Genomic DNA, 19,492 nt, shown 5'->3' on the forward strand with positions numbered 1-19,492 from the left:
GCGACAGAATGGACCTTCAAGCATGCTTGAAGGTCAAACTGACGGTGGAGGTGTCACGATGCGGATCGGAGAACTCGCGGAGAAGGCGAGGACGAGACCGTCGACGCTGCGGTACTACGAGGAGCGCGGGCTGCTGCAACCGCCGGAGCGCACCCCGGCCGGGTACCGCAGCTATGGTGACGAGACGGTGCAGCGGCTCGAGTTCATCGATCGGGCTCGCGCGGCGGGGCTCACCCTTGCGCAGACCGCGGAGATCCTCGATGTTCGCGACACGGGTGGTTCGCCGTGCGCTCACGTGCTGGATCTCCTTGACCGCCGGCTCGTGGAGATTGATGAGCAGCTCGAGCAGCTGCGCGCCCTACGAGGGAGCATCGTCGAGCTTCGGGCGCACGCGACGGCAACGGCGTCCGAAGCCTGCACGCCGGAGTCCATCTGCCGCTACCTCTGATGACTTTCGGATCGCTACTGCCGCTGACGGGTGTGGTTGAGGCGGTACGAGGTGGTGCCGGTTTCGATGATGGTGCCGTTAGACGTGAGCCGGTCGACGATTGCCGCACACAGGCGCGGGTCAGTGAAGGTCTTCGTCCACCCGCTGAACGACTCGTTGGATGCGATCGCGACGGAGTTCTTCTCTTCCCGCTCTGTGAGGACCTGGAACAGGAGTTCGGCGCCGCGTCGGTCGAGTTCGAAGCCACAGAAGTGCGGAATTTCCGGCCTCGGCGAGTCGAAGTGAATAGCCCGGATTGCGTCCCATATAGGGATGGCCTGCGCGACAACGGACAAGCTCGGCACCAGGTCGTCGGATGCCCGTGCTGCGCCCCCGCCGTGGCGGTGACAACGTCGTCCGCATGAACGGAATACTGATTGGCTACGCCAGAGTCTCCACCGCGGATCAGGACCTCACATCGCAGCGAGACGCGCTGCTGCGACTCGGAGTCCTCGATCGAAACATCTACGTCGATCATGGGCTGACCGGCACCAACCGGGCCCGGCCCGGGCTGCGCGAGGCACTCGCAGCGGTTCGAGAAGCCGACACACTCGTCGTGACGAAACTCGATCGGCTCGCCCGTTCGCTGAAGGACGCGCGCGACATCGCCGACGAACTCACAACGAAGGGTGTCGCGCTCAGTCTCGGAGGGAGCAGGTACGACCCCACCGACCCGGTGGGGCGACTGCTCTTCAATGTGCTCGCGATGGTCGCAGAGTTCGAGCGCGATCTCATCAGCATGCGCACAAAGGAGGGGATGGCGGTGGCGCGCGCGAAGGGTCACCTGAAAGGCCGACAGCCGAAGCTCTCGACAACGCAGCGGAAGCTGTTGTTCGACGTCCAGGACCGGGGCGAGTACACGCAGACGGAGATCGCCGAGTTGTTCAACGTGTCCCGTGCGACCGTCTATCGCGAATTGCAGCGCCGCCGAGCGGCGTTCCTAGCCACCTGTGAGGCGCACATCTACTGAGCCGCTCGCATCCCAGTTGGGACAGCGCCGCGACAACGGGCTGTCAGCCGCCGGGCCGGAGGACGGCCCAACCCGCGTTCAGCCCGTCCGCGAAAATCTTGAGTTGCACGAGGGTGTCCGCGTCGTAGGCGATGCCCTCGATCCGGCCGGGCGCGGCGCAGTCCTGTGCGACGGACGTCGGTCCCACGGGATTGGCCGGCTCCTCGCCCGCGGCGGGCGCTGGGGCCCATTCGAGCGTCACCCGAGCGGTCGACGGACTGCAGTCGAAGTCGATCACGTACCGCTCCCCCGTCACCACGACACCCGAGACGGCCGCCTCGCCTTCCGAGATGCCACCGGCCCCCTCAGCGACGAAGGTGATCCGCGAGAACTCGTCGTCAGCGACGCCGGGCACGGCGTAGTCGCCAAGGCCCGCCACGGCCATTCAGCACCACGATCGCCTGACCCCCGACCCCGCGGGACGGGGCCGGGGTGCACGCGCCGGCTTACTTCATGCGCCCGAACGTGGCGTCGATGTCGGCCATCTCCATCGCCGCGGTCGCCTCGATCAGCGCGCGGAGATCCTTGTCCGCGCCCGGCGAAAACTCCTCGGGCCGTTCGGGCGAGATGGTCATCGGCGATCCGACGGGTGCCTGCTCACTGGCATCCAACTCGGTGCCGTCGTTCGACGGCGAGGCGCCCTGGAAGATACGGCCGGCCTCGGACTGGTTGCCGAGATCGAACGAGTACTGCTCGCTCTGCAGGCCCATGTCGACGAGCTTCTTCACCTCGGGGAACTGCTCGGCGTTCGTCTTCGGGATCGGCAGCGCGGTGCGCCAGCTCACCCCGAGCGTCTCGAGCGCCTTCGCGTACGCGTTCTCGTGCGCCTGGTCACGGACGATGAGGTACGAGATCGTGCTGCGGGCCATCTTGTTGTCGGTCATCTCGAACAGGCGGCACTTCTGCAGCCGGCCCGTCGACTCGAGCATGAGGTTGCAGAGCAGGTCGAGCACGAGGTTGCCCGAGTTGTAGACGTAGCTGCCCATCGATGGGTTACCCGCCGCATCCACCGGCAGCGCACCCTGCGCGCCGACGAGGTAGTGGTGGATGTTGCTGTGGTCGACGGCGATGCTCAGAGGCGTCGCACCGCCGGCACCCGGCTCGTCGACGAAGTCGGTCGGCTTGCCCTTGTACCGCGGCGATCCGTCGAGCAGGCGCGAGATCGTCGTGCCGATGAGCTCGACGTGGCTAATCTCCTCGGTGCCGATGCCCTGGATGAGGTCCTTGTACGGCTTGCCCGAGGGCCCGCGGAAGTTGATGCTCTCGAAGAGGTACTGCATCATCGTGCGCATCTCGCCGAACTGGCCGCCGAGACCCTCCTGAAGTGCGTTCGCGGCGGCGGGATCCGGCTCGTCCTGCGCGATCTCGTTGATGAACTCTTGAACCCCTCGCCTAGCGGAGCCACAGCGCGTACCCTCCCGCGTCAGCCCTGCGCTTCCCTCTCGATGCGCTCGTGCGTCGCGCGGACGAACGCCGCGTAACCCGCGGCGGTCCGGCCCCAGAAGCGACCGGAGGTGACCACCTCGTGCTCATCCGTCGCGTGCACCCGCGCGCCGACAGCGCGAGCGGCGCGGACCAGCTCGACATCCTCGTGCTGGTCGAGGTCGGCGAACTCCCCCGCCGCGATGTAGACGTCCGCCCGCAGCCCCAGGTTCGCGCCGTGCACGTTGCCGGCGGGACGACCCCGCGGGTGGGTCGCGAGCCAGTGCGCAGCGTGCTCGACGGTGAGGTCGGCGAAGTCGGGACGGACCGTGCCCAGGACGACATCGACCCCCGCTGCCCGCACGTCGAGCTGATGGCTGAGCCACGCGACCGGCACCGTCGAGTCACCGTCGGTCGTGGCGATCCAGGTGGCGCCCAGCGGGACGTCCCGCAGTGCTGCGAGCGCGGCGGCGACGCCGAGCCGCCGCGCGGTGCCCACGTTCCGTGCGACGATGTGCAGCGTCTGCACGGGCCACGACGCCGCGATCTGCTCGGACGCGTCCGTGCAGGCATCCAGGACGACGACGGTCACGACCCGCACGTCCGGATGCGTCCGGCGGGTGTGCGCGATCGCTGAGTCGAGCGCCGCGAGACAGCCGCCCAGCAGGGCGGCCTCGTTGTGCACCGGGACCACGATCGCGACGGCGGCGACGGCATCCGACTCCGCCGCTGTCACGCGATGAGCCCGGTCTCGGCAGCGACCGACCGCGCGCCCGCCAGCCCGTAGACCTCGAGCACGTAGTCCTCCTCCTCGTGCACCACCAAGCGGACGAGGCCGTCCGCGGCCCGGAGCGCCGCGTGGACGTCGTCTCCCGACAGCGGGTACTCCTCGACGGGATGCCGCCAGTGGCACGCGAGCAGCTGCCCGTCGCGCGTGAGGGCGGCCCGCATCCGCTCGACCCCGTCGGCCAGGTCGGCGGCGCCCCAGTAGTAGCCGACCTCGGACAGGACGATGAGGTCGAACGAGCCCTCGGGCCACTCACCCGGTAGCGCGCGGCGCTCGAGGCGCACATCCGCCCCCTCACCGATGCGGCGACGCGCGGCCTCGAGCGGCGCCTCGGCGATGTCGACGGCGAGCACAGCGTCGCACCGCTCGGCCAGCAGCTGGGTCAGCGCGCCGGTCGAGCACCCCAGCTCGAGCGCGCGGCCGTACCGGGGTCGCGGCAAGCACGCCATCGTGACCGCACGCTTTCGCTGCTCGTACCACCGCGATTCGAACCCCCACGGGTCGTCGCCGTTGCGACGGTAGAACGCGTCGAAGTAGGTCTCGTCCAGGCTGCCGCGCTCACTTGCGGGCCGGATGAAGACCTCGAACGGGCGGTCGAAGTGCGCCTGCATCCGTTCGTGCAGCATCACTTCGTCGCCCGGCGCGTCGGACAGCGGCTCGATCTGGCTGCGGTGGCGATGCAAGGCGTGCCGCTTCGCGTCGACGGTCGCATCATCGAGTGAAAGGACCTCGATCTCGGCCCACGGCACATCGTCGGGCGTGCCCCAGTGCCACAGCCAGATCGGGTACCACCGGTACGGGATGCCCCGCTCGGCGCACACCTCGGCCGTCACCCCGCCGACCACGCGGTGATCGCGATGCCCATCGCCGGTCCATGGCGCGACGACGAGACATGAGCCCGCGTCGGCGACGGTCTCGCGGAGCGCCGTGGCGATAGGGGTGCGGTGACCGTCGGTCCCGCCGTCGGGGATGCCGAGGAACCGCAGCTCGATCGACGGCGCCAGCTGCGCGAGCGCGTCGGCCGCCTCGCGGCGGCGCAGCGCGCCGAGCTCGACGGGTGTCGCGAACGGCGAGTCGGGGTGCGACCCCTCCCCGTCCGTGACGACGAGCACGGTCACCCTCGCCCCGCGGCGAGCGGCGGCGGCCATCAGCCCTGCCGCTCCGAGGGTCTCGTCATCGGGGTGCGCTGCAACGACGACGAGGTGATCGAACTCGACGTCGAGGCTCGCGGGGTTCCGCCCGGCGAAGGCCTCGGCCCACACGTCCTCGCCCGTCCCGGGGTCGAGGTGGCTGAAGCTCACCATGCGCCGCGACCCTGACCGAGGTCGGCGCCGATTCGAGCGAGGTCCCGCTCGCCGTGGTGCTGGCGGAGGTAGATCCCCAAATCCGCGACCCGACGCGCGTGCGCGTCGTCGGCGACCAGCGGCAACGGTCCGAGCGCACGGGCTGACTCGGCGAGCGTGGTCTCGACGGCGCCCGCCACGATGGCCCGCACGCGGGCGGCCAGGATGCCGGGGTCGGGAGCGCGGTCGGATGCGGCGGGCGCGGCATCCATCTGGTCCGCAGCCGACCGCAGCGCGAGCCGCGCCGCCCACAACGCCGTGTCCACGCGAGCGAGATGCAGACGCGACAGCTGGTCGGCGCCGTCGCGCTGCGCCGCTGCGAGGAGCGCCGCGCGGAGCGGCAGCGCACCGCCCCACCAGCACGCGGCCACCCCGACCCCGCCGGCCGCGAAGCCCGGCCGCCTGAGGTACCAGCCGGGCTCGCCGACCGGCACGGCCGGCGCCGACGCGAAGTCCACCGGAGCGCTCACGACCTGGCGCAGCCCGCGCGCATGCCACGGCCCGTCGTGAGGGCTGACCGCGGGCCCTCGCAGGGCCACCGCGAAGAGGCGACGCTCGTCGCCGACCCATGCGGTGACGAGCGCGTGGGTCAGGTGCTGCGCGAGCGAGCACCACGGCTTGGTTCCCGTCAGCAACCAGCCGGGGCCGTCGTCCCGCGCATCGAGGCGCACGCCCGCACCTTCGGCGGCGAACACTCCCCACGACGAGCCCGGGCCGGCACCGATCGCTTCGAGGTCCGGCCCGACGGCCGCGTGTTGCGCCTGGTCGAGGATGTCGAGCGCGTCGAGGTGCGGTTCGAGGATGCGGGCGGCCGCGACATCCCGCTCCGCGACTGCCGCCAGGAACGACCAGTCGTCGGCGAGGGAGCGGTCGTCGTCGCGGGCGGCGCCGACGCCGATCGCCCACGCAAGGGTGGCGGACACATCGGTGCCGAACCCAGCGAGCTCGTCGGCTTCGGCGAGCGCGGACCGCTGTGCGCTGGGAAGCGGGTGGTCGCCGAGGGCGCACGACGTCGAGGGATCTGCAGCGGGAGAGCTCACACTCGTGAGTCTCGGGGCGTGGGTCGCGGGACGGCAGAGGCTTGCCATCGCATCCACCTGTTCGCTAGCGGTCGACGACCCGCGCCTCACGCACCGCCGTCGACGGAAGTCAAGCCTGTCGTGCAGAGGGACGAAGATCCACGAGCCTGAAGCCCTACCACCCGATGAGAGGAGTCGGTCGTGACGCAGGCCAAACCATCACCCGAACCGTCGACCGCGGAGCTGATCTCCCGTCTGTCCGAGCAGACGTCTCGCCTCGTGCGGGATGAGATGCGCCTCGCCCGAGCGGAGCTCTCATCGAAGGCTAAGCAGGGCGGACTCGGCGTGGGGCTGCTCGGCGCGGGCGGCGTGCTCGCGTGGTTCGGCGTCGGCGCGCTCATCGCGACAGCGATCATCGCGCTGTCGCTGCTCCTCCCCGCATGGGCCGCCGCGCTGATCGTGACCGCCGTGCTGTTCATCGTCGCCGGCATCCTCGCGCTCCTCGGCAAGAAGAAGGTGACGGCCCTGTCGCCGACGCCGGAGCGGACCGTGCAGAACGTGAAACAGGACATCACCGAAGTGAAGGAGCGCACCCACCATGACCACGCCTGACGTCCCCGCACACGAAGTGCCCCTCTCGTCCACCCCCGCGACGAAGCCGGAACCCGCGGACGGCGCGTCCGTCGAAGAAATCGAAGCCGACATCGAGCGGACGCGCGCAGAGCTCGGGGACACGGTGGAGCAGCTCGCAGGCAAGCTCGACGTGAAGGCGAGGGCGAAGCAGCACGTCGAGACCGTGAAGACGAACGTCGCCGCGCAGATCGGCGACGCCCGCGAGCACGCGGCCGATTACGTGCATCAGGCGACGAATGCCCTCACGGACGACGCCGGCAAGCCGAACCGCAACGGCTGGATCGCCCTGGCCCTCGCGGTCGTCGCGAGCGGCGCCATCATCACCGCTGTCGCGCGCCGCGGCCGCTGAGACACACCTCGAAAGGACCCCCGCATGTCGAAGAAGACCTCGAAGCCGGAGAAGAAGTCGAGCACGTCGGCGAAGATCCTGTACCGCCCGATCGGGCTCATCAGCGGCATGGTGAGCGGCGCCCTCGCCGGTGTGATCTTCAAGCAGCTCTGGAAGCGGGCGAGCCCGACCCACCGCGAAGACAGCCCGAAGGCCCTGGAGTCAGAATTCGGCCTCGGCGAGGTGCTGATCGCAGCCGCCTTGCAGGGCGCCTTGTTCGCTCTGGTGAAGGCGCTCGTCGACCGCGGCGGCGCCCGGGCGTTCGAGCGCGCGACCGGGGAGTGGCCCGGCGACTGAGCCCGCGGTCAGCCCCCGATCGCGTTCATCCCCCGCGCGGGCTGCAGGAACGACGGGTCGTTGATCGCGTGCCCGGGCAGCTTGCCCAGCACGCACGCGTGCAGCACCTCGGCGATCACGCGACGCCGATCGGCGGGCGCGGCATCCACCGGCATCCCGCGCACCGCGCTCGTCACGTCGTACTCCGTCAGCGAGAACAGGCAGTTACGGAACTGACCGTCGGCGGTCAGCCGCAGGCGGTCGCACGCACCGCAGAACGGCGCGGTCACCGACGCGATCACACCGACCTCGTGCGGGCCGCCGTCGATGCGCCACTTCTCGGCCGGAGCGCCGCCGCGGCCGAGCACCGGCTCGAGCGACCACCGCTCCGACAGCGCTGCCAGGATCTCCTCGCGCGTCACCATCGCGCTGCGATCCCACGTGTGCCCGGAATCCAGCGGCATCTGCTCGATGAACCGCAACTGCGCGCCCACCTCCATCGCGAACGCGACGAAGCCGGCCAGCTGGTCGTCGTTAACGCCCCGCATCGCGACGGCGTTGAGCTTCAACGGCTTCAGATCGGATGCCGCGGCTGCCGCGATCCCCTCGAGCACGTCATCGAGCCGGTCACGGCGCGTCAGCGCGGCGAAGCGCTCGCGGTCGATCGTGTCGATGCTGATGTTCAACCGCGTCAGACCCGCGTCGACCAGGTCGGGCAGCACCTCGGCCAGCCGGATCCCGTTCGTCGTCATCGCCACCTCGACCGGACCCTCGGGCCCCGAGATCGCGGCCACCCGACGCACCACATCGACGATGTCCGTCCGCAGCAACGGCTCGCCACCGGTCAGCCGGAACGTACGGATACCGAGACCCGCCGCCACCTCCGCGATCTCGACGATCTCGTCGGTCGTCAGAATGCTCGTGCGCGCCAGCCACTCGTTGCCCTGCTCGGGCATGCAATACGTGCAGCGCAGCGAGCACCGGTCGGTCAGTGAGATGCGCAGGTCGCGGTGCACACGGCCGTGCGTGTCGACGAGTCCGACCGCCGGGTCGGGAGCGTTGACGGCGAGTACCTGCGGCGCTCGGCCGAGCGAGATCGGCACGGCCGTCACCGGCTCATCCCCCCGCGGCATCCCATTTTCCGAGCCTAATCGCCCTGACCGGCGAGGCGGCCTGTCAGACCGCCCACGGGCTGGGAAGTCGGCACCGATCCCCCCGTCGGGCGACGATCCTGCGGTACGTTTCGGCGCATGACCCTGCGCCGCATCGCCCTGCCGGTCCTCGCCGCGACCGCCCTGCTCCTCACGGCGTGCGCGCCGACCGAGTTCGACCGCGAACAGACCGCCACTGACCGCCCCGACTCGGTCGTCGACGGGGCCGACGGCGCGATCGACGTCGCGACGCTGCGCCACGTCGGGAAAGCCGACGCGTACGACGTCTACCTGGCGCGCGCAGCGGACGACAGTGATTCGCTGTGCCTGTCGCTCACCCTCGACGACGCCTGGCAGACCACCGCCTGCGCGCGCGACTCCGTCTCGGTACGGATCAGCGACAGCGCGAGCGTGACCGCCGACCTCAGCTGCCGCAGCGGCGAGGACCGCGACATGATATCCGACAACGTCTGGGGCAACCGGAAGTAGCCGGCACCGCGACGAACCGCACGCGGGCCGGGTCGACCTGCAGCCACACCGTCTCGCCCACCGACACCGACGCAGTCGCGTCACGCAGGTCCACCGCACCCGCCGTCGTCCGCACTCGCGCTCCCGACAGCGTCGGCTCCACCCCCACCACCGTCGCGGACCACGCGTTCTCGCCCGCAGCGCCCACGATCCGCACGTCGCCCGGCCGGAACACGGCGGCGAGCCCGACACCATCCCCGGCGGCGAGCGCGGCCGACGCGGCATCCGTGCTCGTCAGCACCTGCCCCGCCGCACCCCGCCACACGCCGCGCGCGGCGACCCCCGGCATCCGATTCATGTCCGCGATCGACGCGACGAAAGCGGATGCCGGGGCCCGCAGCACCTCGCGCACCCCGCCGCTCTGCACCACGGCTCCCGCCTCGATCACGAACAGCCGCTCGGCGAGGGCGACCGCGTCACCGGCGTCGTGCGTGACCGCGACGGTCGTCGTGCCGGCGAGCTGCTCGCGCAGCATCCCGCGGATCGCCGACGCCGTCACGGGATCCAGCGCGACCAGCGGCTCGTCGAGCAGCACCACCCGCGGCGACGCCGACAGCGCCCGCGCGATGGCGACACGCTGCTGCTCGCCTCCCGACAACTCGCGCGGCATCCGCGCACCCGTCCCGCCGAGACCCACCCGCTCGAGCCACGCGTCGGCCTCGGCGCGCGCCTGGGCGGCGCGCATCCCGGTGGCGCGCGGACCGAACGCGACGTTCTCGCGCGCGCTGAGGTGCGGGAACAGCCGCGGGTCCTGCCCGAGCAGCACCACGCCGCGCTGCATCGGCGGCGTGCGCACCCGCGGAACGGCCGCCCGCTCGACCGTGCAACCGGCCACCGCGATCTCGCCGCCGTCGAGCGGCACGAGACCGGCGAGCGCCTCGAGCAGCGTCGACTTGCCGGCGCCGCTTGGACCCATGACCGCGACCGTCTCCCCGGCATCCGCGTCGATCTCGACGTCCACCCGGAACCGCGGACGCTCCACCACGACGTGCGCCCGCAGCCCGCTCATCGCACCGCTCCCGGTCGCCAGCCGCGCACCAGCATCAGCACCACGACCGCCGCCGCGAGCAGCAACAGCGCGAGCGCGACGGCCGTGCCCTGCGTCACTCCGGCGCCGTTGAACGCCGTGTAGATCGCGAGCGGCATCGTCTGCGTGACGCCGGGCCGGTTGCCGGCGAAGAGCGCGGTCGCGCCGAACTCGCCGATCGCGCGGGCGAAGCACAGCACGACGCCGGCCACGATCCCGGGGGCGGCGAGCGGCAGCGTGATGCGCCGCAGGATCGTCCAGCGTCCGGCGCCCAACGCGGCGGCGGTGCGCTCGAACTCCACCCCGGTCGAGCGCACGGCGCCCTCGACGGCGAGCACGAGGAACGGCAGCGCCACGAACGTCTGCGCGACCACGACGGCGGGCGTCGTGAACGACAGCCCCCACCCGCCCAGCCAGCCCTGCCGGCCGAAGAGGTACAGCAGCGCAATGCCCCCGACCATCGGCGGCAGCACGAGCGGCACCGTCACCGCGGCCCGCAGCACCGCAGCCAGACGCGGACCCGTCCGCGCGATCAGCAGCGCCAGCGGCACACCGATCACGACGCAGATCGCGGTGGCCGCCGCACCCGTACCGAGCGAAAGACCCAGCGCCGACAGCGCAGCAGGCGACGTCACGTCGGCGACGAACGTCGACCACTGCACCCGGGCGATGAGCGCGACCAGCGGCAGGATCAGGAACGACAACCCGACCAGCGCCGGCACCGACAGCGTGCGCGGGACGTAGCCGCGCCCCACGCTCACAGCGCTCCGAACCCGCGGTCCGCGAGGATCCGCTGCCCGGCATCCGACAGCACGAACGCGACGAACGCGTCGGCGGCCGCGGGGTTCGCGGCATCCGTCAGGGCAGCGATCTCGTACCGGTTCACGACGTCGCCGCTGCCCTGGGGGACGATCGCCTCGACATCGTCGCGCCCGACCACGTCGGTCGCGTAGACGAGTCCCGCATCGGCCTCGCCCGCTGCCACCTTCGTGAGCACCGCGGTCACGTTCTGCTCGAGGCTCGCAGGGTCGACCGTGACATCCGCGCCCTCGAGCAGTCGAGCGGATGCCGCGCCGCACGGCACCTCCGGAGCGCAGAGCACCGTCAGGACGCCGGACAGATCGGCCAGCGACGCGACGCGTTTCGGGTTGCCCGCCGGGACGACGATCACGAGCGTGTTCGTCGCGAAGACCGCGGAGTCGGGTGCGAACTCCGACACCTTCGCCATCGTCGACTCATCGGCCGATGCGAAGACATCCGCGGGCGCGCCCTCGGCGATCTGCGTGGCGAGCGTCGACGACCCGTCGTACACGGGACTGATCCGAACGTCCGGATGCTGCGCCGTGAACGCATCGGTGACCTCGTCGAACGACGCCTGCAGGGATGCTGCGGCGTACACGGTCAGGGTGCCGTTCACGTCGTCGTCCGACGCCGGCGGAGTCGAGGCGGCGCAGCCGGTCAGCGCGAGCACGAGCGCGGCGAGCGCGCCGGCCGGGCGGCGCACGTCAGTCCCCCGCCAGCTCGACGACGACGTTCGTCGCCTTCACCGATGCGCGCGCCGTCGTCCCGACCTCGAGCTGCAGCTCGCGCACCGCCTCGGCCGACAGCAGCGACACCACCCGGTGAGGACCGGCCTGGATGTCGACCTGTGCCATGACCCCGTCGACCTGCACCCGCGTGACGATCCCGACGAAGCTGTTGCGCGCGCTGGAGCGATGCTCGAAGCCGTCACCGGGGTCGTTCGCCATGGTCACCGCGAACGCCGCGAGGGCTTCGCCGGGGATCTCGGCGGGCACGGCATCGGTCACGGGGAGCAGGCCCTGGTCGATCCAGCGCCGCACCGAGTCGTCGCTCACACCCAGCAGACGAGCGGCCCGGGCCACACGGTAGGTCGTCATGGTTCGATCATGCCGCACACGCGGCTGATTGGGGGCCGGCGATGCCGCATCTGCGGATCCGTTGGCCCGTCGGCATCCGATTCCGCGGCGGCCCTGCCATCACCGACACACGTACACTCGGGACATGCGCCCGTTGGTCGATCCCGTGCCCGAGTTGGATCCCGATGAGCGCCGGCGCACCGCGCGCCACACGGTGCTGAAGGGCATCGGCGACGAAGGTCAGCGGCGGCTCGCGAACACCCGCGTCGCCGTCGTCGGCGCGGGCGGCATCGGCTCGCCGGCGATCCTCGCCCTCGCCGCCGCGGGTATCGGCGCGATAACCGTCATCGACGACGACACGGTCGAGCTGCACAACCTGCAGCGCCAGATCGCGCACCGCATCGAGGATATCGGGGTGCACAAGACCGACAGCACGGTGCGCGCAGTCGCCGCCCTCTCCCCCGTCACGGTCGTCACCCCCGTGACCGCCCGACTCGACGAGACGAACGCGCAGGAGTTCTTCGCGGGCGCCGACATCGTCATCGACACGAGCGACTCGTTCGCCACCCGTCGCGCCGTCGCCGCGGCGACCGAGGCGCTCGGCGTGCCGCTCGTCTGGGGCGCCGTCCGCGAATGGCACGCGCAGATCACGGTGTTCTGGTCGCGGCCGATCGAGGGCGACCCCGTCGTTTTGAACGACCTCTTCGCCGTCGGCACCGAGGGCGATCCGCCGACGTGCGCCCAGGTCGGCGTACTCGGCGCGCTGTGCGTGCAGGTGGGCGGCATCCTCGCCACCGAGGTCGTCAAGCTCGCGATCGGCGTCGGGCAGCCGCTGCTCGGCCGCATGCTCGTGCTCGACGCCCTTTCGAGCCGGCAGCACGAACTGCCACTGCGGTCGGCGGCGAGCGCGGCGACCCCGTCGGCGGCGCGCTCGTGAGCGGGCTCCGCACGGTCGAGGAACAGCTCGCCCGCGTCCTGGCCGCGGTGCGTCCGATCGCCGGCGAGACGCTCCGCGTCGGCGACGCCGCGGGGCGCACACTCACGGCACCCGCCGTCGCCGCGCACGACATCCCCCTCTTCGACAACTCGGCGATGGACGGGTTCGCCGTGCGCGCCGCCGACGTCGTCGCGGCGGGGCCGGGGCATCCCGTCTCTCTCCGTGTCGTCGCGGACCTGCCGGCGGGAGTCGCCACCGATCCCCCGCTCGCTGCGGGCGAGGCGGCGCGCATCATGACCGGGTCGCCGACACCCACCGCCGCCGATGCCGTCGTGCCGTTCGAGAGCACGGCGGGCGGCCTGGCCGACTCGCTCGGAACCGTCGAGGTGCTCGAGGCGCCGACGCCGGGCGCGTTCATCCGCCGCCGCGGCGCCGACCTGCGCGCGGGCGACGTGGTCGTCGACGCGGGCGAGCGTTTGGGTCCGTTCCAGGTGGCCGCGGCCGTCGCGGCGGGCATCGACGAGGTCACGGTCACCCGGGCACCTCGCGTCGCCGTCGTCTCCACCGGCAGCGAACTGCTCGCCCCCGGTGAGCCCGTACGGCGCGGCCTCATCCCCGACTCGAACGGACCGCTCCTCGCGCAGCTCGTCGTCGACGCGGATGCCGAGCTCGTCCTCACCTCCCGCGTGTCGGACGACGGTGCGGCGGTCGCGCAGGTGACCGCCGACGCCCGCGCGGCCGGGGCCGACGTCATCGTCTTCACCGGCGGCGTGAGCGCCGGGGCCTACGAGCCGGTCCGCGCCGCCTTCGACGGCCACGGCGAGGTCGAGTTCACCCGCGTGTCGATGCAGCCGGGCAAGCCGCAGGCGTTCGGGACGGTAGGTGACGGATGCCTCGTGTTCGGTCTTCCCGGCAACCCGGTCAGCGTCGCCGTGTCGTTCGAGGTGTTCGTGCGCCCCGCCCTCCTCGCCCTGCAGGGGCGCTCGGTCATCCAGCGCCCGCGGATCACCCTCACCGCCACGGAGTCGTGGACGACACCGCCCGGACGGCGCCAGTACCTGCCCGCGGTCGTCGACCTCGTCGCCCGCACGGTGGGCCCCGCGACGGCGGGCGGCTCGGGCTCGCACCTGGCCGGCGGGCTCGCCCGGGCATCCGCTTTCGCGATCGTCCCCGCCGAGGTCGCGAGCGTCGCCGCGGGTGACGAGGTAGATGTCATGCTGGTCGGATGACGTTCCCCCACCTCGACTCCGCCGGCCGCGCGCACATGGTCGACGTCACCGCGAAGAGCCCGACGGTCCGCACCGCGACCGCGCGCGGGTTCGTGCGCTGCAGCGCCGACGTCGTCGCCGCCCTCCGCGACGGCACCGCGCCGAAGGGCGACGTGCTCGCCGTGGCCCGGATCGCCGGCATCCAGGCGGCGAAGTCCACCGCCACGCTGCTGCCCCTGGCGCACCTCATCGGGGTGCACCGGGCGTCGGTCGAGCTCGAGATCACCGACGAGGGCGTCGAGATCGAGGCCACCGTGGGGACCGCCGACCGCACCGGCGTCGAGATGGAGGCCATCACCTCGGTGTCGGTCGCCGCGCTCGCCGTCGTCGACATGATCAAGGGACTCGACCGCGCGGTCGTCATCGAGAACGTCCGCATCGTCGCGAAGTCCGGCGGTCGCTCGGGCGACTGGGTGCGCCCCGGCGAGGAGGTGCGGGCATGACCCTCGTGCGCTACTTCGCGGCAGCCGCCGAGGCCGCCGGGACCGAGAGCGAGGAGCGGACCGAGGCGACCCTCGACGAGCTCCGCACCGCCGTGCTCGACGAGCACCCGAAGCTGTGGTTCGTGCTGCCCGACTGCGCCGTGCTGGTCGACGGCGTGCGGACCGACGGCGACGCCTCGCTCGCCGGCGCGCGCCTCATCGACGTGCTGCCGCCGTTCGCCGGCGGATAAGGGCGGGCGGGTGAGCGCGGGTCAGCCGCCGATGCCCTTCCAGGCGGTCGTACCGTCTTCCTCGACCTGACGCTTCCACACCGGCAGGTCGGTCTTGATCGTCTCGATGATGGCGCGGCAGACCTCGAACGCCTCGGCGCGATGCTCCGACGCGACCGCGATGACCACTGCCGCGTCGCCGACGGCGAGGCTGCCGACGCGGTGACTGACGGCGACGACGGTGTCCGCGGCATCCCCCGCCTCGGCGGCGATGCGGTGCAGCGTCGTCTCGGCGTCGGGGTGGGCGCTGTACTCGAGCCCGACGACCGTGGTCGCGGCATCCGGATCGTTGTCGCGCACCCGCCCGATGAACGTCGTCACCGCGCCGTACCGGGGGTCCTCGACGGCGCGCAGGTGCGCCTCGACGTCGAGCGCGGCCTCTTCGAGCCGCGCGATCCGCACCGTGTTCACGAGTGGTCCCCGCCCTTCGCCTGATCGACCACGTGCCGGGCGACCGACACGATCACCGGGATGCCGGAGGTCACCGCGCGGGTCGAGCCCGGCAGGTTGACGATCAGCGCCCCCTCGGGCTCGACGACGCCCGCGACGCCGCGGGAGAGCAGCGACATGGGGGTGTCGGCGAGGCCGACGCGGCGGAGCTCCTCCGCGACGCCCGGGATGACCCGCGTCACCACGCGCTCCGTGCCCTCGGGAGTGCGGTCGCGCGGACCCACTCCGGTGCCGCCGGTCGTGACGATGAGCCGGGCCGGGGTCGCGAGCGCACGGCGGAGCGCCTGCTCCACGGCATCCGCTCCGTCGGGGACGATCTCGCTGCCGACGCAGGGAATGCCGGCCTCGCCGAGGAGCGCGACCGCGAGCGGCCCGCCGCGGTCCTCTCGTTCGCCGGATGCCGAGCGGTCGGACACCGTGATGACGTAGGCGCGCAGGGTCACGTGCTCACCCTAGGCGGTCGCCGGCAGGCGGTCACGAGACGGTGATGAGCGAGCGCTGCCACCCGGTCGAGCCGTCGGGGGCGATCGGCGCGCGCTCCTCGATCTGGGTCTCGCCGTTCTTGTTGATCGCACGCACCGCGACGTAGTGGGGGCCGGGCGTGGCGTCCCACTCGAGGACCCACTGCACCCAGGTGTCCTCGTTGATGGGGGTCGAGAGCTTCGCCGACTGCCAGTCGCCGTCGTCGATGCTGACTTCGACCCGCTCGATGCCCACGGTCTGCGCCCACGCGACGCCCGCGAGGGGCACCTTGCCGGACGCGACCGGGGTACCGCTCTTCGGGGTGTCGAGACGTGAGGAGAACTTGATGGGCGCCTCGGCGGAGTATCCGCGCGGGGTCCAGTACGCCTCGTCTGCGGCGAAGGTGGTGATCTTGAGCTCGGTCACCCACTTGGTCGCCGAGACGTAGCCGTAGAGCCCGGGGATCACCATGCGGACGGGGAAGCCGTGCTCGGGCGGCAGCGGTTCGCCGTTCATGGCGACGGCGAGGATCGCGTCGAGGTTCTCGTCGGTCCCGGCCGACAGCGGCGTGCTCGCCGTGTAGCCGTCGACGCTGCGGGACAGGATCATGTCGGCATCCGCCTTCGGACCCGCCATCTTGAGCACCTCGCGCAGTGGCACGCCCTGCCAGATCGCGTTGCCGACGAGCCCGCCGCCGACCTCGTTCGAGACGCACGTGAGCGTGATCGCGTACTCGTCGAGGCCCATGTCGAGCAGGTCCTGGAAGCTGAGCTCGACGCGCTGGTCGACCATGCCGTCGATCACGAGCCGCCACGTCGAGGGGTCGACCGTGGGCACGGTGAGCGCCGTGTCGACGCGGTAGAAGTCGGCGTTGGGGGTGATCAGGGGGCTGATGCCCTTCACGTCGAGCTCGGCACCCGCGGGGATCGTCACGGTGCTTCTCGGGGCGGGCAGCTTGAGCGCCCGACGGATGGCGTCGGCCGAGGTGGTGGCGGCGCTCACGGCTCGCGCAGTGACGCCCACGACGACAGCGGATGCCCCGGCGATGACGGTCGTCAGAAGGAAACGCCGGCGGTCGAGGCCCTCTGCCTCGCCGGTGTGGGTGTCGTCGCGCCAGCCGCGCAGCCACCGTCCGAGCAGGAACAGGACCGCGGCGGAGCCGAGCGTGCCGAGCGTGGGCGGGAGGAACGCCAGCGGCGTGGCGTCGGCGCGGGTGACGATCGCCGCACCCGACAGGATCCCCGCGACGAAGAGCGCGATCACGCCGACGGGCGGGCGCACGTACTCGAGGATGCCGGCGATCGCCGACGCGATCGCGACCGCGAGGCCGAGCCCCGCGAGCAGAGCAACCTTGTCGTACTCCCCGAACGTCGTGATCGCGAACTCCTTGAGCGGTCGCGGCACGATGTCGATGACGAACGATCCCACGGCGAGGATCGGACTCGCCGTGCTCGAGAACAGGAGGGCTGCGAGTTCCGCGATGGCGAGGAACACCGCGCCCGCGACGATCCCCGAGAGGGCGGCCCACAGAGTGAACCGCTTACCGCTGGTGTGAGTGCTCATGTCATCCCTTCAACAGGTGTTCGGAGCGAACACGCGATCGGATGGACCGAGGAGCGGCACGCGAGGCGAGCTGATGCGTCTCACTCTGGCTGGTCGTGTGAGCGAAAGCTCGCTCTTGCGGAAGCGGGGCGGATGCCGCAGGGGCTCACGCACGCCGGCGGGACGCGTAGGGCCGTCGACGGCGTCGAGTAGTGTCGGCCCGGTGACCCCCGCGCACCTCGCCGATCGTCTCGAGAAGACACCCGGGCCCCAGCTCCCCTCGCACCCGGCGATCACCGTGTGGCGCGCAGCGGCATCCGCCGACATCGACGCGATCCACGCGGTCGTCAGCGCGGCCGACGCGGTCGACCACCCCACGTGGACGACTCCGCGGCAGGACGTGGCCGAGGCGTTCGAGTCGACCCACATCGACCCCGCGCGGGACACCCTGGTCGCCGTCACCGCCGACGGCGAGATCGTCGCGACCGGCGTCAGCGCACTGCACCCGTCGCGGGCCGGAGGGATGCTGTCGGTCGACCTGAGCGGCGCGGTCCACCCGCAGTGGCGCCGCCGCGGCATCGGAACCGCACTGCTGCGCTGGCTCGACGCGCGGGCGCAGCAGCAGGTCGCGCGGGCGGCGCAATCGCTCGAGGGCGGCGGGTCGGAGGGTCGGCTCAAGGCGTACGTCGAAGAGCCCAACACCGACCACGCCACGATCCTCGCGGCGCGGGGGTACACGGCCGAGCGCTGGTTCTCGACGATGGAGCGCGACCTCTCCCAGCCCGTCGCCGGCCTCCCGGTGCCGGAGGGCATCTCGCTCGTGCCATACGACCGGGCACGGGATGCCGACGCGCTCGCCGCGCGCAACGACGCCTTCCGAGACCATTGGGGAAGCCTGCCGTCGAACGAGGAGCGCTGGCAGCAGTTCGTCGGCGGCGACTACTTCCGCCCCGACCTGTCCCGCATGGCCGTCACCGATGACGGGCAGATCGTCGCGTTCTGCCTCGCCTCGGTCAACGAGGACGACTTCGCCGCCCTCGGTGCGTCCCACGCCTACATCGACCTGATCGGCGTCGTCCGGTCGCACCGAAAGCAGGGGCTCGCACCGCTCGTCATCGCGGCCGCGCTCGAGGCGATCACCGCCGAGGGGCTCGAGCGTGCCGTGCTCGACGTCGACACCGACTCCCCCACCGGAGCCAACCGGCTCTACGAGGGGGTCGGGTTCGGCGCGACGCACCGGGTCGTCGCGATGGTGCGGCGGCTCTGAGGGCCATCGAGCTCTTGGCGGCGGTCAGCGGCCTCCGTCCGCGAACGGCCAGGCGACGGTCAGCCGCAGGTCTTCGTCGTCGCGGGGCGAGTTGTGCCAGATCTCCCGTGGCGGGCCGACCGGCGTGCCCCCGGCATCCGTGATCCAGGCGTGCACCTCGTCGTAGAGCGCGAGGATCTCGGGGAAGTCGGTCTCGCGACCTTTGGCGTGGCGGAGCGCGAGCCGGCCGCCCGTCATCCGATAGCTGCGGACGCCGTCGGTTTCGTCGACGAGCCCGTCGACGGGCAGCACGATCTCGAGCGGACCGTCGGAGTCGCCGGTGACGGGGGCGTGGAAGACCCCGAACGGGTCGCCCGTCGGAGTGAGCCCGGCGCGTGCGGCGACCTGCCGGAGCCGGGTCGTCTCGGTGTGGATGATCTCGTCCATCTCGTGCGGCGCCATCCGGCGCATGACGCTGAGCACGGGCCGGTCGGCCTCGATCGTGGTCTCGACAGCGGACATGGGGGTCTCCTTCGTGAGATGCAGCCGCGCTCGGGCGAGCACGACGTCGTTTGCCTGCACGCGGCGGTGCATCGAGCCGACCGCGGCGTCGAGCAGGGAGACCGCGCCCGCGGGGTCGACCTCGGCGCGGTCGAGGATCGCGGCGATCTGCTCGAGCGACAGGTCGGCCGAGCGCAGCAGCGCGATCAGCCATCCGGTCGGCACCTGATCGGCCGAGTAGTAGCGGTAGCCGCTCGCCTCGTCGACCCGACGCGGCGCCAGCAGTCCCCGGTCGGCGTAGATGCGCAGCGCCTTCGCCGACAGCAGGGTCTCCGCAGCGAACCGGCCGGCGGTCATCCACTCCTCGTGTTCTGTCACGTGCTCAGCCTCGGCCATGCCCCTGGGGCGAGGTCAAGCACCGATAGCG

Annotated in this window: 25 protein-coding genes and 1 pseudogene; 11 read left to right on the plus strand and 15 right to left on the minus strand. The window is 71.7% G+C overall.

Features of this window, described 5'->3' with window-relative positions:
• The first annotated feature begins 58 nt into the window (after positions 1 to 58).
• Positions 59 to 448: a heavy metal-responsive transcriptional regulator gene (locus tag ACPEH2_RS11790; protein WP_054682943.1), complete on the plus strand. Its 390-nt coding sequence runs from the start codon at positions 59 to 61 to the stop codon at positions 446 to 448.
• 14 nt (positions 449 to 462) lie between these two features.
• On the opposite strand, the pseudogene ACPEH2_RS11795 reads toward ACPEH2_RS11790, so the two are convergent.
• Positions 463 to 687, minus strand: a pseudogene (locus tag ACPEH2_RS11795) (ATP-binding protein); the annotation flags it as partial.
• A 161-nt stretch (positions 688 to 848) separates the two neighbouring features.
• Here ACPEH2_RS11795 and ACPEH2_RS11800 point away from each other — a divergent pair.
• Positions 849 to 1,457 (plus strand): recombinase family protein, encoded by a 609-nt coding sequence (locus ACPEH2_RS11800; RefSeq protein WP_359919364.1) that lies wholly within the window; start codon positions 849 to 851, stop codon positions 1,455 to 1,457.
• A 43-nt stretch (positions 1,458 to 1,500) separates the two neighbouring features.
• On the opposite strand, the gene ACPEH2_RS11805 is transcribed toward ACPEH2_RS11800, so the two are convergent.
• The 5 genes from ACPEH2_RS11805 to ACPEH2_RS11825 all read right to left on the minus strand — a co-directional run bounded on the left by ACPEH2_RS11805 (position 1,501) and on the right by ACPEH2_RS11825 (position 6,088).
• Entirely contained in the window at positions 1,501 to 1,881 is a 381-nt protein-coding gene (locus ACPEH2_RS11805) for a hypothetical protein (protein ID WP_253036155.1), read from the minus strand.
• A gap of 61 nt (positions 1,882 to 1,942) precedes the next feature.
• Positions 1,943 to 2,869, minus strand: coding sequence for a manganese catalase family protein (locus tag ACPEH2_RS11810; RefSeq protein WP_359919605.1), 927 nt, complete (start codon positions 2,867 to 2,869; stop codon positions 1,943 to 1,945).
• A gap of 50 nt (positions 2,870 to 2,919) precedes the next feature.
• A complete protein-coding gene (locus tag ACPEH2_RS11815) occupies positions 2,920 to 3,654 on the minus strand; it encodes a glycosyltransferase (RefSeq protein ID WP_359919367.1) in 735 nt (244 codons plus the stop codon).
• On the minus strand, positions 3,651 to 5,009 hold the full coding sequence (locus ACPEH2_RS11820) for a PIG-L family deacetylase (RefSeq protein WP_359919368.1): 1,359 nt from the start codon (positions 5,007 to 5,009) through the stop codon (positions 3,651 to 3,653). The genes ACPEH2_RS11815 and ACPEH2_RS11820 overlap by 4 nt, the downstream gene beginning before the upstream one ends.
• The gene (locus tag ACPEH2_RS11825; RefSeq protein WP_359919370.1) at positions 5,003 to 6,088 is read right to left on the minus strand and encodes an acyl-CoA dehydrogenase; all 1,086 of its coding nucleotides are present in this window, start codon (positions 6,086 to 6,088) and stop codon (positions 5,003 to 5,005) included. Before ACPEH2_RS11825 ends, ACPEH2_RS11820 begins: the two co-directional genes overlap by 7 nt.
• A 180-nt stretch (positions 6,089 to 6,268) precedes the next feature.
• Here ACPEH2_RS11825 and ACPEH2_RS11830 point away from each other — a divergent pair, with 180 nt between their 5' ends.
• From ACPEH2_RS11830 to ACPEH2_RS11840, 3 genes are read left to right on the plus strand one after another with little or no spacing between them, the layout of a single operon-like run.
• Positions 6,269 to 6,679, plus strand: coding sequence for a phage holin family protein (locus ACPEH2_RS11830; RefSeq protein WP_359919372.1), 411 nt, complete (start codon positions 6,269 to 6,271; stop codon positions 6,677 to 6,679).
• The gene (locus ACPEH2_RS11835; RefSeq protein ID WP_359919374.1) at positions 6,666 to 7,049 is read left to right on the plus strand and encodes a DUF3618 domain-containing protein; all 384 of its coding nucleotides are present in this window, start codon (positions 6,666 to 6,668) and stop codon (positions 7,047 to 7,049) included. The genes ACPEH2_RS11830 and ACPEH2_RS11835 overlap by 14 nt, the downstream gene beginning before the upstream one ends.
• 24 nt (positions 7,050 to 7,073) lie before the next feature.
• Positions 7,074 to 7,385 (plus strand): DUF4235 domain-containing protein, encoded by a 312-nt coding sequence (locus ACPEH2_RS11840; RefSeq protein WP_253036215.1) that lies wholly within the window; start codon positions 7,074 to 7,076, stop codon positions 7,383 to 7,385.
• A gap of 8 nt (positions 7,386 to 7,393) precedes the next feature.
• Here ACPEH2_RS11840 and moaA read toward each other — a convergent pair whose 3' ends face one another.
• A complete protein-coding gene (gene moaA / locus ACPEH2_RS11845; protein WP_423718798.1) occupies positions 7,394 to 8,476 on the minus strand; it encodes a GTP 3',8-cyclase MoaA in 1,083 nt (360 codons plus the stop codon).
• A gap of 138 nt (positions 8,477 to 8,614) precedes the next feature.
• On the opposite strand from moaA, the gene ACPEH2_RS11850 reads away from it, so the two are divergent.
• Entirely contained in the window at positions 8,615 to 9,004 is a 390-nt protein-coding gene (locus ACPEH2_RS11850) for a hypothetical protein (RefSeq protein ID WP_359919376.1), read from the plus strand.
• On the opposite strand, the gene ACPEH2_RS11855 is transcribed toward ACPEH2_RS11850, so the two are convergent.
• Genes ACPEH2_RS11855 through ACPEH2_RS11870 form a run of 4 tightly spaced genes read right to left on the minus strand, consistent with a single transcriptional unit; the run spans position 8,940 to position 11,968 of the window.
• Positions 8,940 to 10,052 carry an ABC transporter ATP-binding protein gene (locus tag ACPEH2_RS11855; RefSeq protein WP_359919378.1) on the minus strand — a complete coding sequence of 371 codons (1,113 nt, stop codon included), beginning with the start codon at positions 10,050 to 10,052 and terminating at the stop codon, positions 8,940 to 8,942. The two genes, ACPEH2_RS11850 and ACPEH2_RS11855, sit on opposite strands and share 65 nt — an antisense overlap.
• On the minus strand, positions 10,049 to 10,831 hold the full coding sequence (gene modB / locus ACPEH2_RS11860; protein WP_359919380.1) for a molybdate ABC transporter permease subunit: 783 nt from the start codon (positions 10,829 to 10,831) through the stop codon (positions 10,049 to 10,051). The genes ACPEH2_RS11855 and modB overlap by 4 nt, the downstream gene beginning before the upstream one ends.
• On the minus strand, positions 10,828 to 11,574 hold the full coding sequence (modA, locus tag ACPEH2_RS11865) for a molybdate ABC transporter substrate-binding protein (protein WP_359919382.1): 747 nt from the start codon (positions 11,572 to 11,574) through the stop codon (positions 10,828 to 10,830). Before modA ends, modB begins: the two co-directional genes overlap by 4 nt.
• 1 nt (position 11,575) lies before the next feature.
• Complete coding sequence (locus ACPEH2_RS11870) at positions 11,576 to 11,968, minus strand: TOBE domain-containing protein (protein ID WP_217530963.1); 393 nt, start codon at positions 11,966 to 11,968, stop codon at positions 11,576 to 11,578.
• Between the two features lie 124 nt (positions 11,969 to 12,092).
• Between ACPEH2_RS11870 and ACPEH2_RS11875 the strand changes: the two genes are divergently transcribed.
• From ACPEH2_RS11875 to ACPEH2_RS11890, 4 genes are read left to right on the plus strand one after another with little or no spacing between them, the layout of a single operon-like run.
• Positions 12,093 to 12,884, plus strand: a complete 792-nt coding sequence (locus ACPEH2_RS11875; RefSeq protein ID WP_359919384.1) for a HesA/MoeB/ThiF family protein — start codon at positions 12,093 to 12,095, stop codon at positions 12,882 to 12,884.
• The gene (gene glp / locus ACPEH2_RS11880) at positions 12,881 to 14,113 is read left to right on the plus strand and encodes a gephyrin-like molybdotransferase Glp (protein WP_359919386.1); all 1,233 of its coding nucleotides are present in this window, start codon (positions 12,881 to 12,883) and stop codon (positions 14,111 to 14,113) included. Before ACPEH2_RS11875 ends, glp begins: the two co-directional genes overlap by 4 nt.
• On the plus strand, positions 14,110 to 14,595 hold the full coding sequence (moaC, locus tag ACPEH2_RS11885) for a cyclic pyranopterin monophosphate synthase MoaC (RefSeq protein WP_217530956.1): 486 nt from the start codon (positions 14,110 to 14,112) through the stop codon (positions 14,593 to 14,595). Before glp ends, moaC begins: the two co-directional genes overlap by 4 nt.
• Positions 14,592 to 14,825 carry a MoaD/ThiS family protein gene (locus tag ACPEH2_RS11890; protein WP_064003096.1) on the plus strand — a complete coding sequence of 78 codons (234 nt, stop codon included), beginning with the start codon at positions 14,592 to 14,594 and terminating at the stop codon, positions 14,823 to 14,825. The genes moaC and ACPEH2_RS11890 overlap by 4 nt, the downstream gene beginning before the upstream one ends.
• A gap of 21 nt (positions 14,826 to 14,846) precedes the next feature.
• Here the strand turns inward: ACPEH2_RS11890 and ACPEH2_RS11895 are convergent, their stop codons facing one another.
• Genes ACPEH2_RS11895 through ACPEH2_RS11905 form a run of 3 tightly spaced genes read right to left on the minus strand, consistent with a single transcriptional unit; the run spans position 14,847 to position 17,339 of the window.
• Entirely contained in the window at positions 14,847 to 15,275 is a 429-nt protein-coding gene (locus tag ACPEH2_RS11895; RefSeq protein WP_217530954.1) for a molybdenum cofactor biosynthesis protein MoaE, read from the minus strand.
• Complete coding sequence (locus ACPEH2_RS11900) at positions 15,272 to 15,757, minus strand: MogA/MoaB family molybdenum cofactor biosynthesis protein (protein ID WP_217530952.1); 486 nt, start codon at positions 15,755 to 15,757, stop codon at positions 15,272 to 15,274. The genes ACPEH2_RS11895 and ACPEH2_RS11900 overlap by 4 nt, the downstream gene beginning before the upstream one ends.
• A 31-nt stretch (positions 15,758 to 15,788) precedes the next feature.
• Positions 15,789 to 17,339, minus strand: a complete 1,551-nt coding sequence (locus ACPEH2_RS11905; RefSeq protein WP_359919389.1) for a molybdopterin-dependent oxidoreductase — start codon at positions 17,337 to 17,339, stop codon at positions 15,789 to 15,791.
• A gap of 202 nt (positions 17,340 to 17,541) precedes the next feature.
• Here ACPEH2_RS11905 and ACPEH2_RS11910 point away from each other — a divergent pair, with 202 nt between their 5' ends.
• Positions 17,542 to 18,585: a GNAT family N-acetyltransferase gene (locus ACPEH2_RS11910; RefSeq protein ID WP_423718799.1), complete on the plus strand. Its 1,044-nt coding sequence runs from the start codon at positions 17,542 to 17,544 to the stop codon at positions 18,583 to 18,585.
• A 24-nt stretch (positions 18,586 to 18,609) separates the two neighbouring features.
• Here the strand turns inward: ACPEH2_RS11910 and ACPEH2_RS11915 are convergent, their stop codons facing one another.
• Positions 18,610 to 19,443 (minus strand): MerR family transcriptional regulator, encoded by an 834-nt coding sequence (locus tag ACPEH2_RS11915; protein ID WP_423718800.1) that lies wholly within the window; start codon positions 19,441 to 19,443, stop codon positions 18,610 to 18,612.
• Between the last annotated feature and the right edge of the window lie 49 nt (positions 19,444 to 19,492).

The sequence above is a fragment of the Microbacterium sp. NPDC064942 genome (assembly GCF_049545525.1).
In the GTDB taxonomy this organism is placed as follows: Bacteria; Actinomycetota; Actinomycetes; order Actinomycetales; family Microbacteriaceae; genus Microbacterium; species Microbacterium gawkjiense.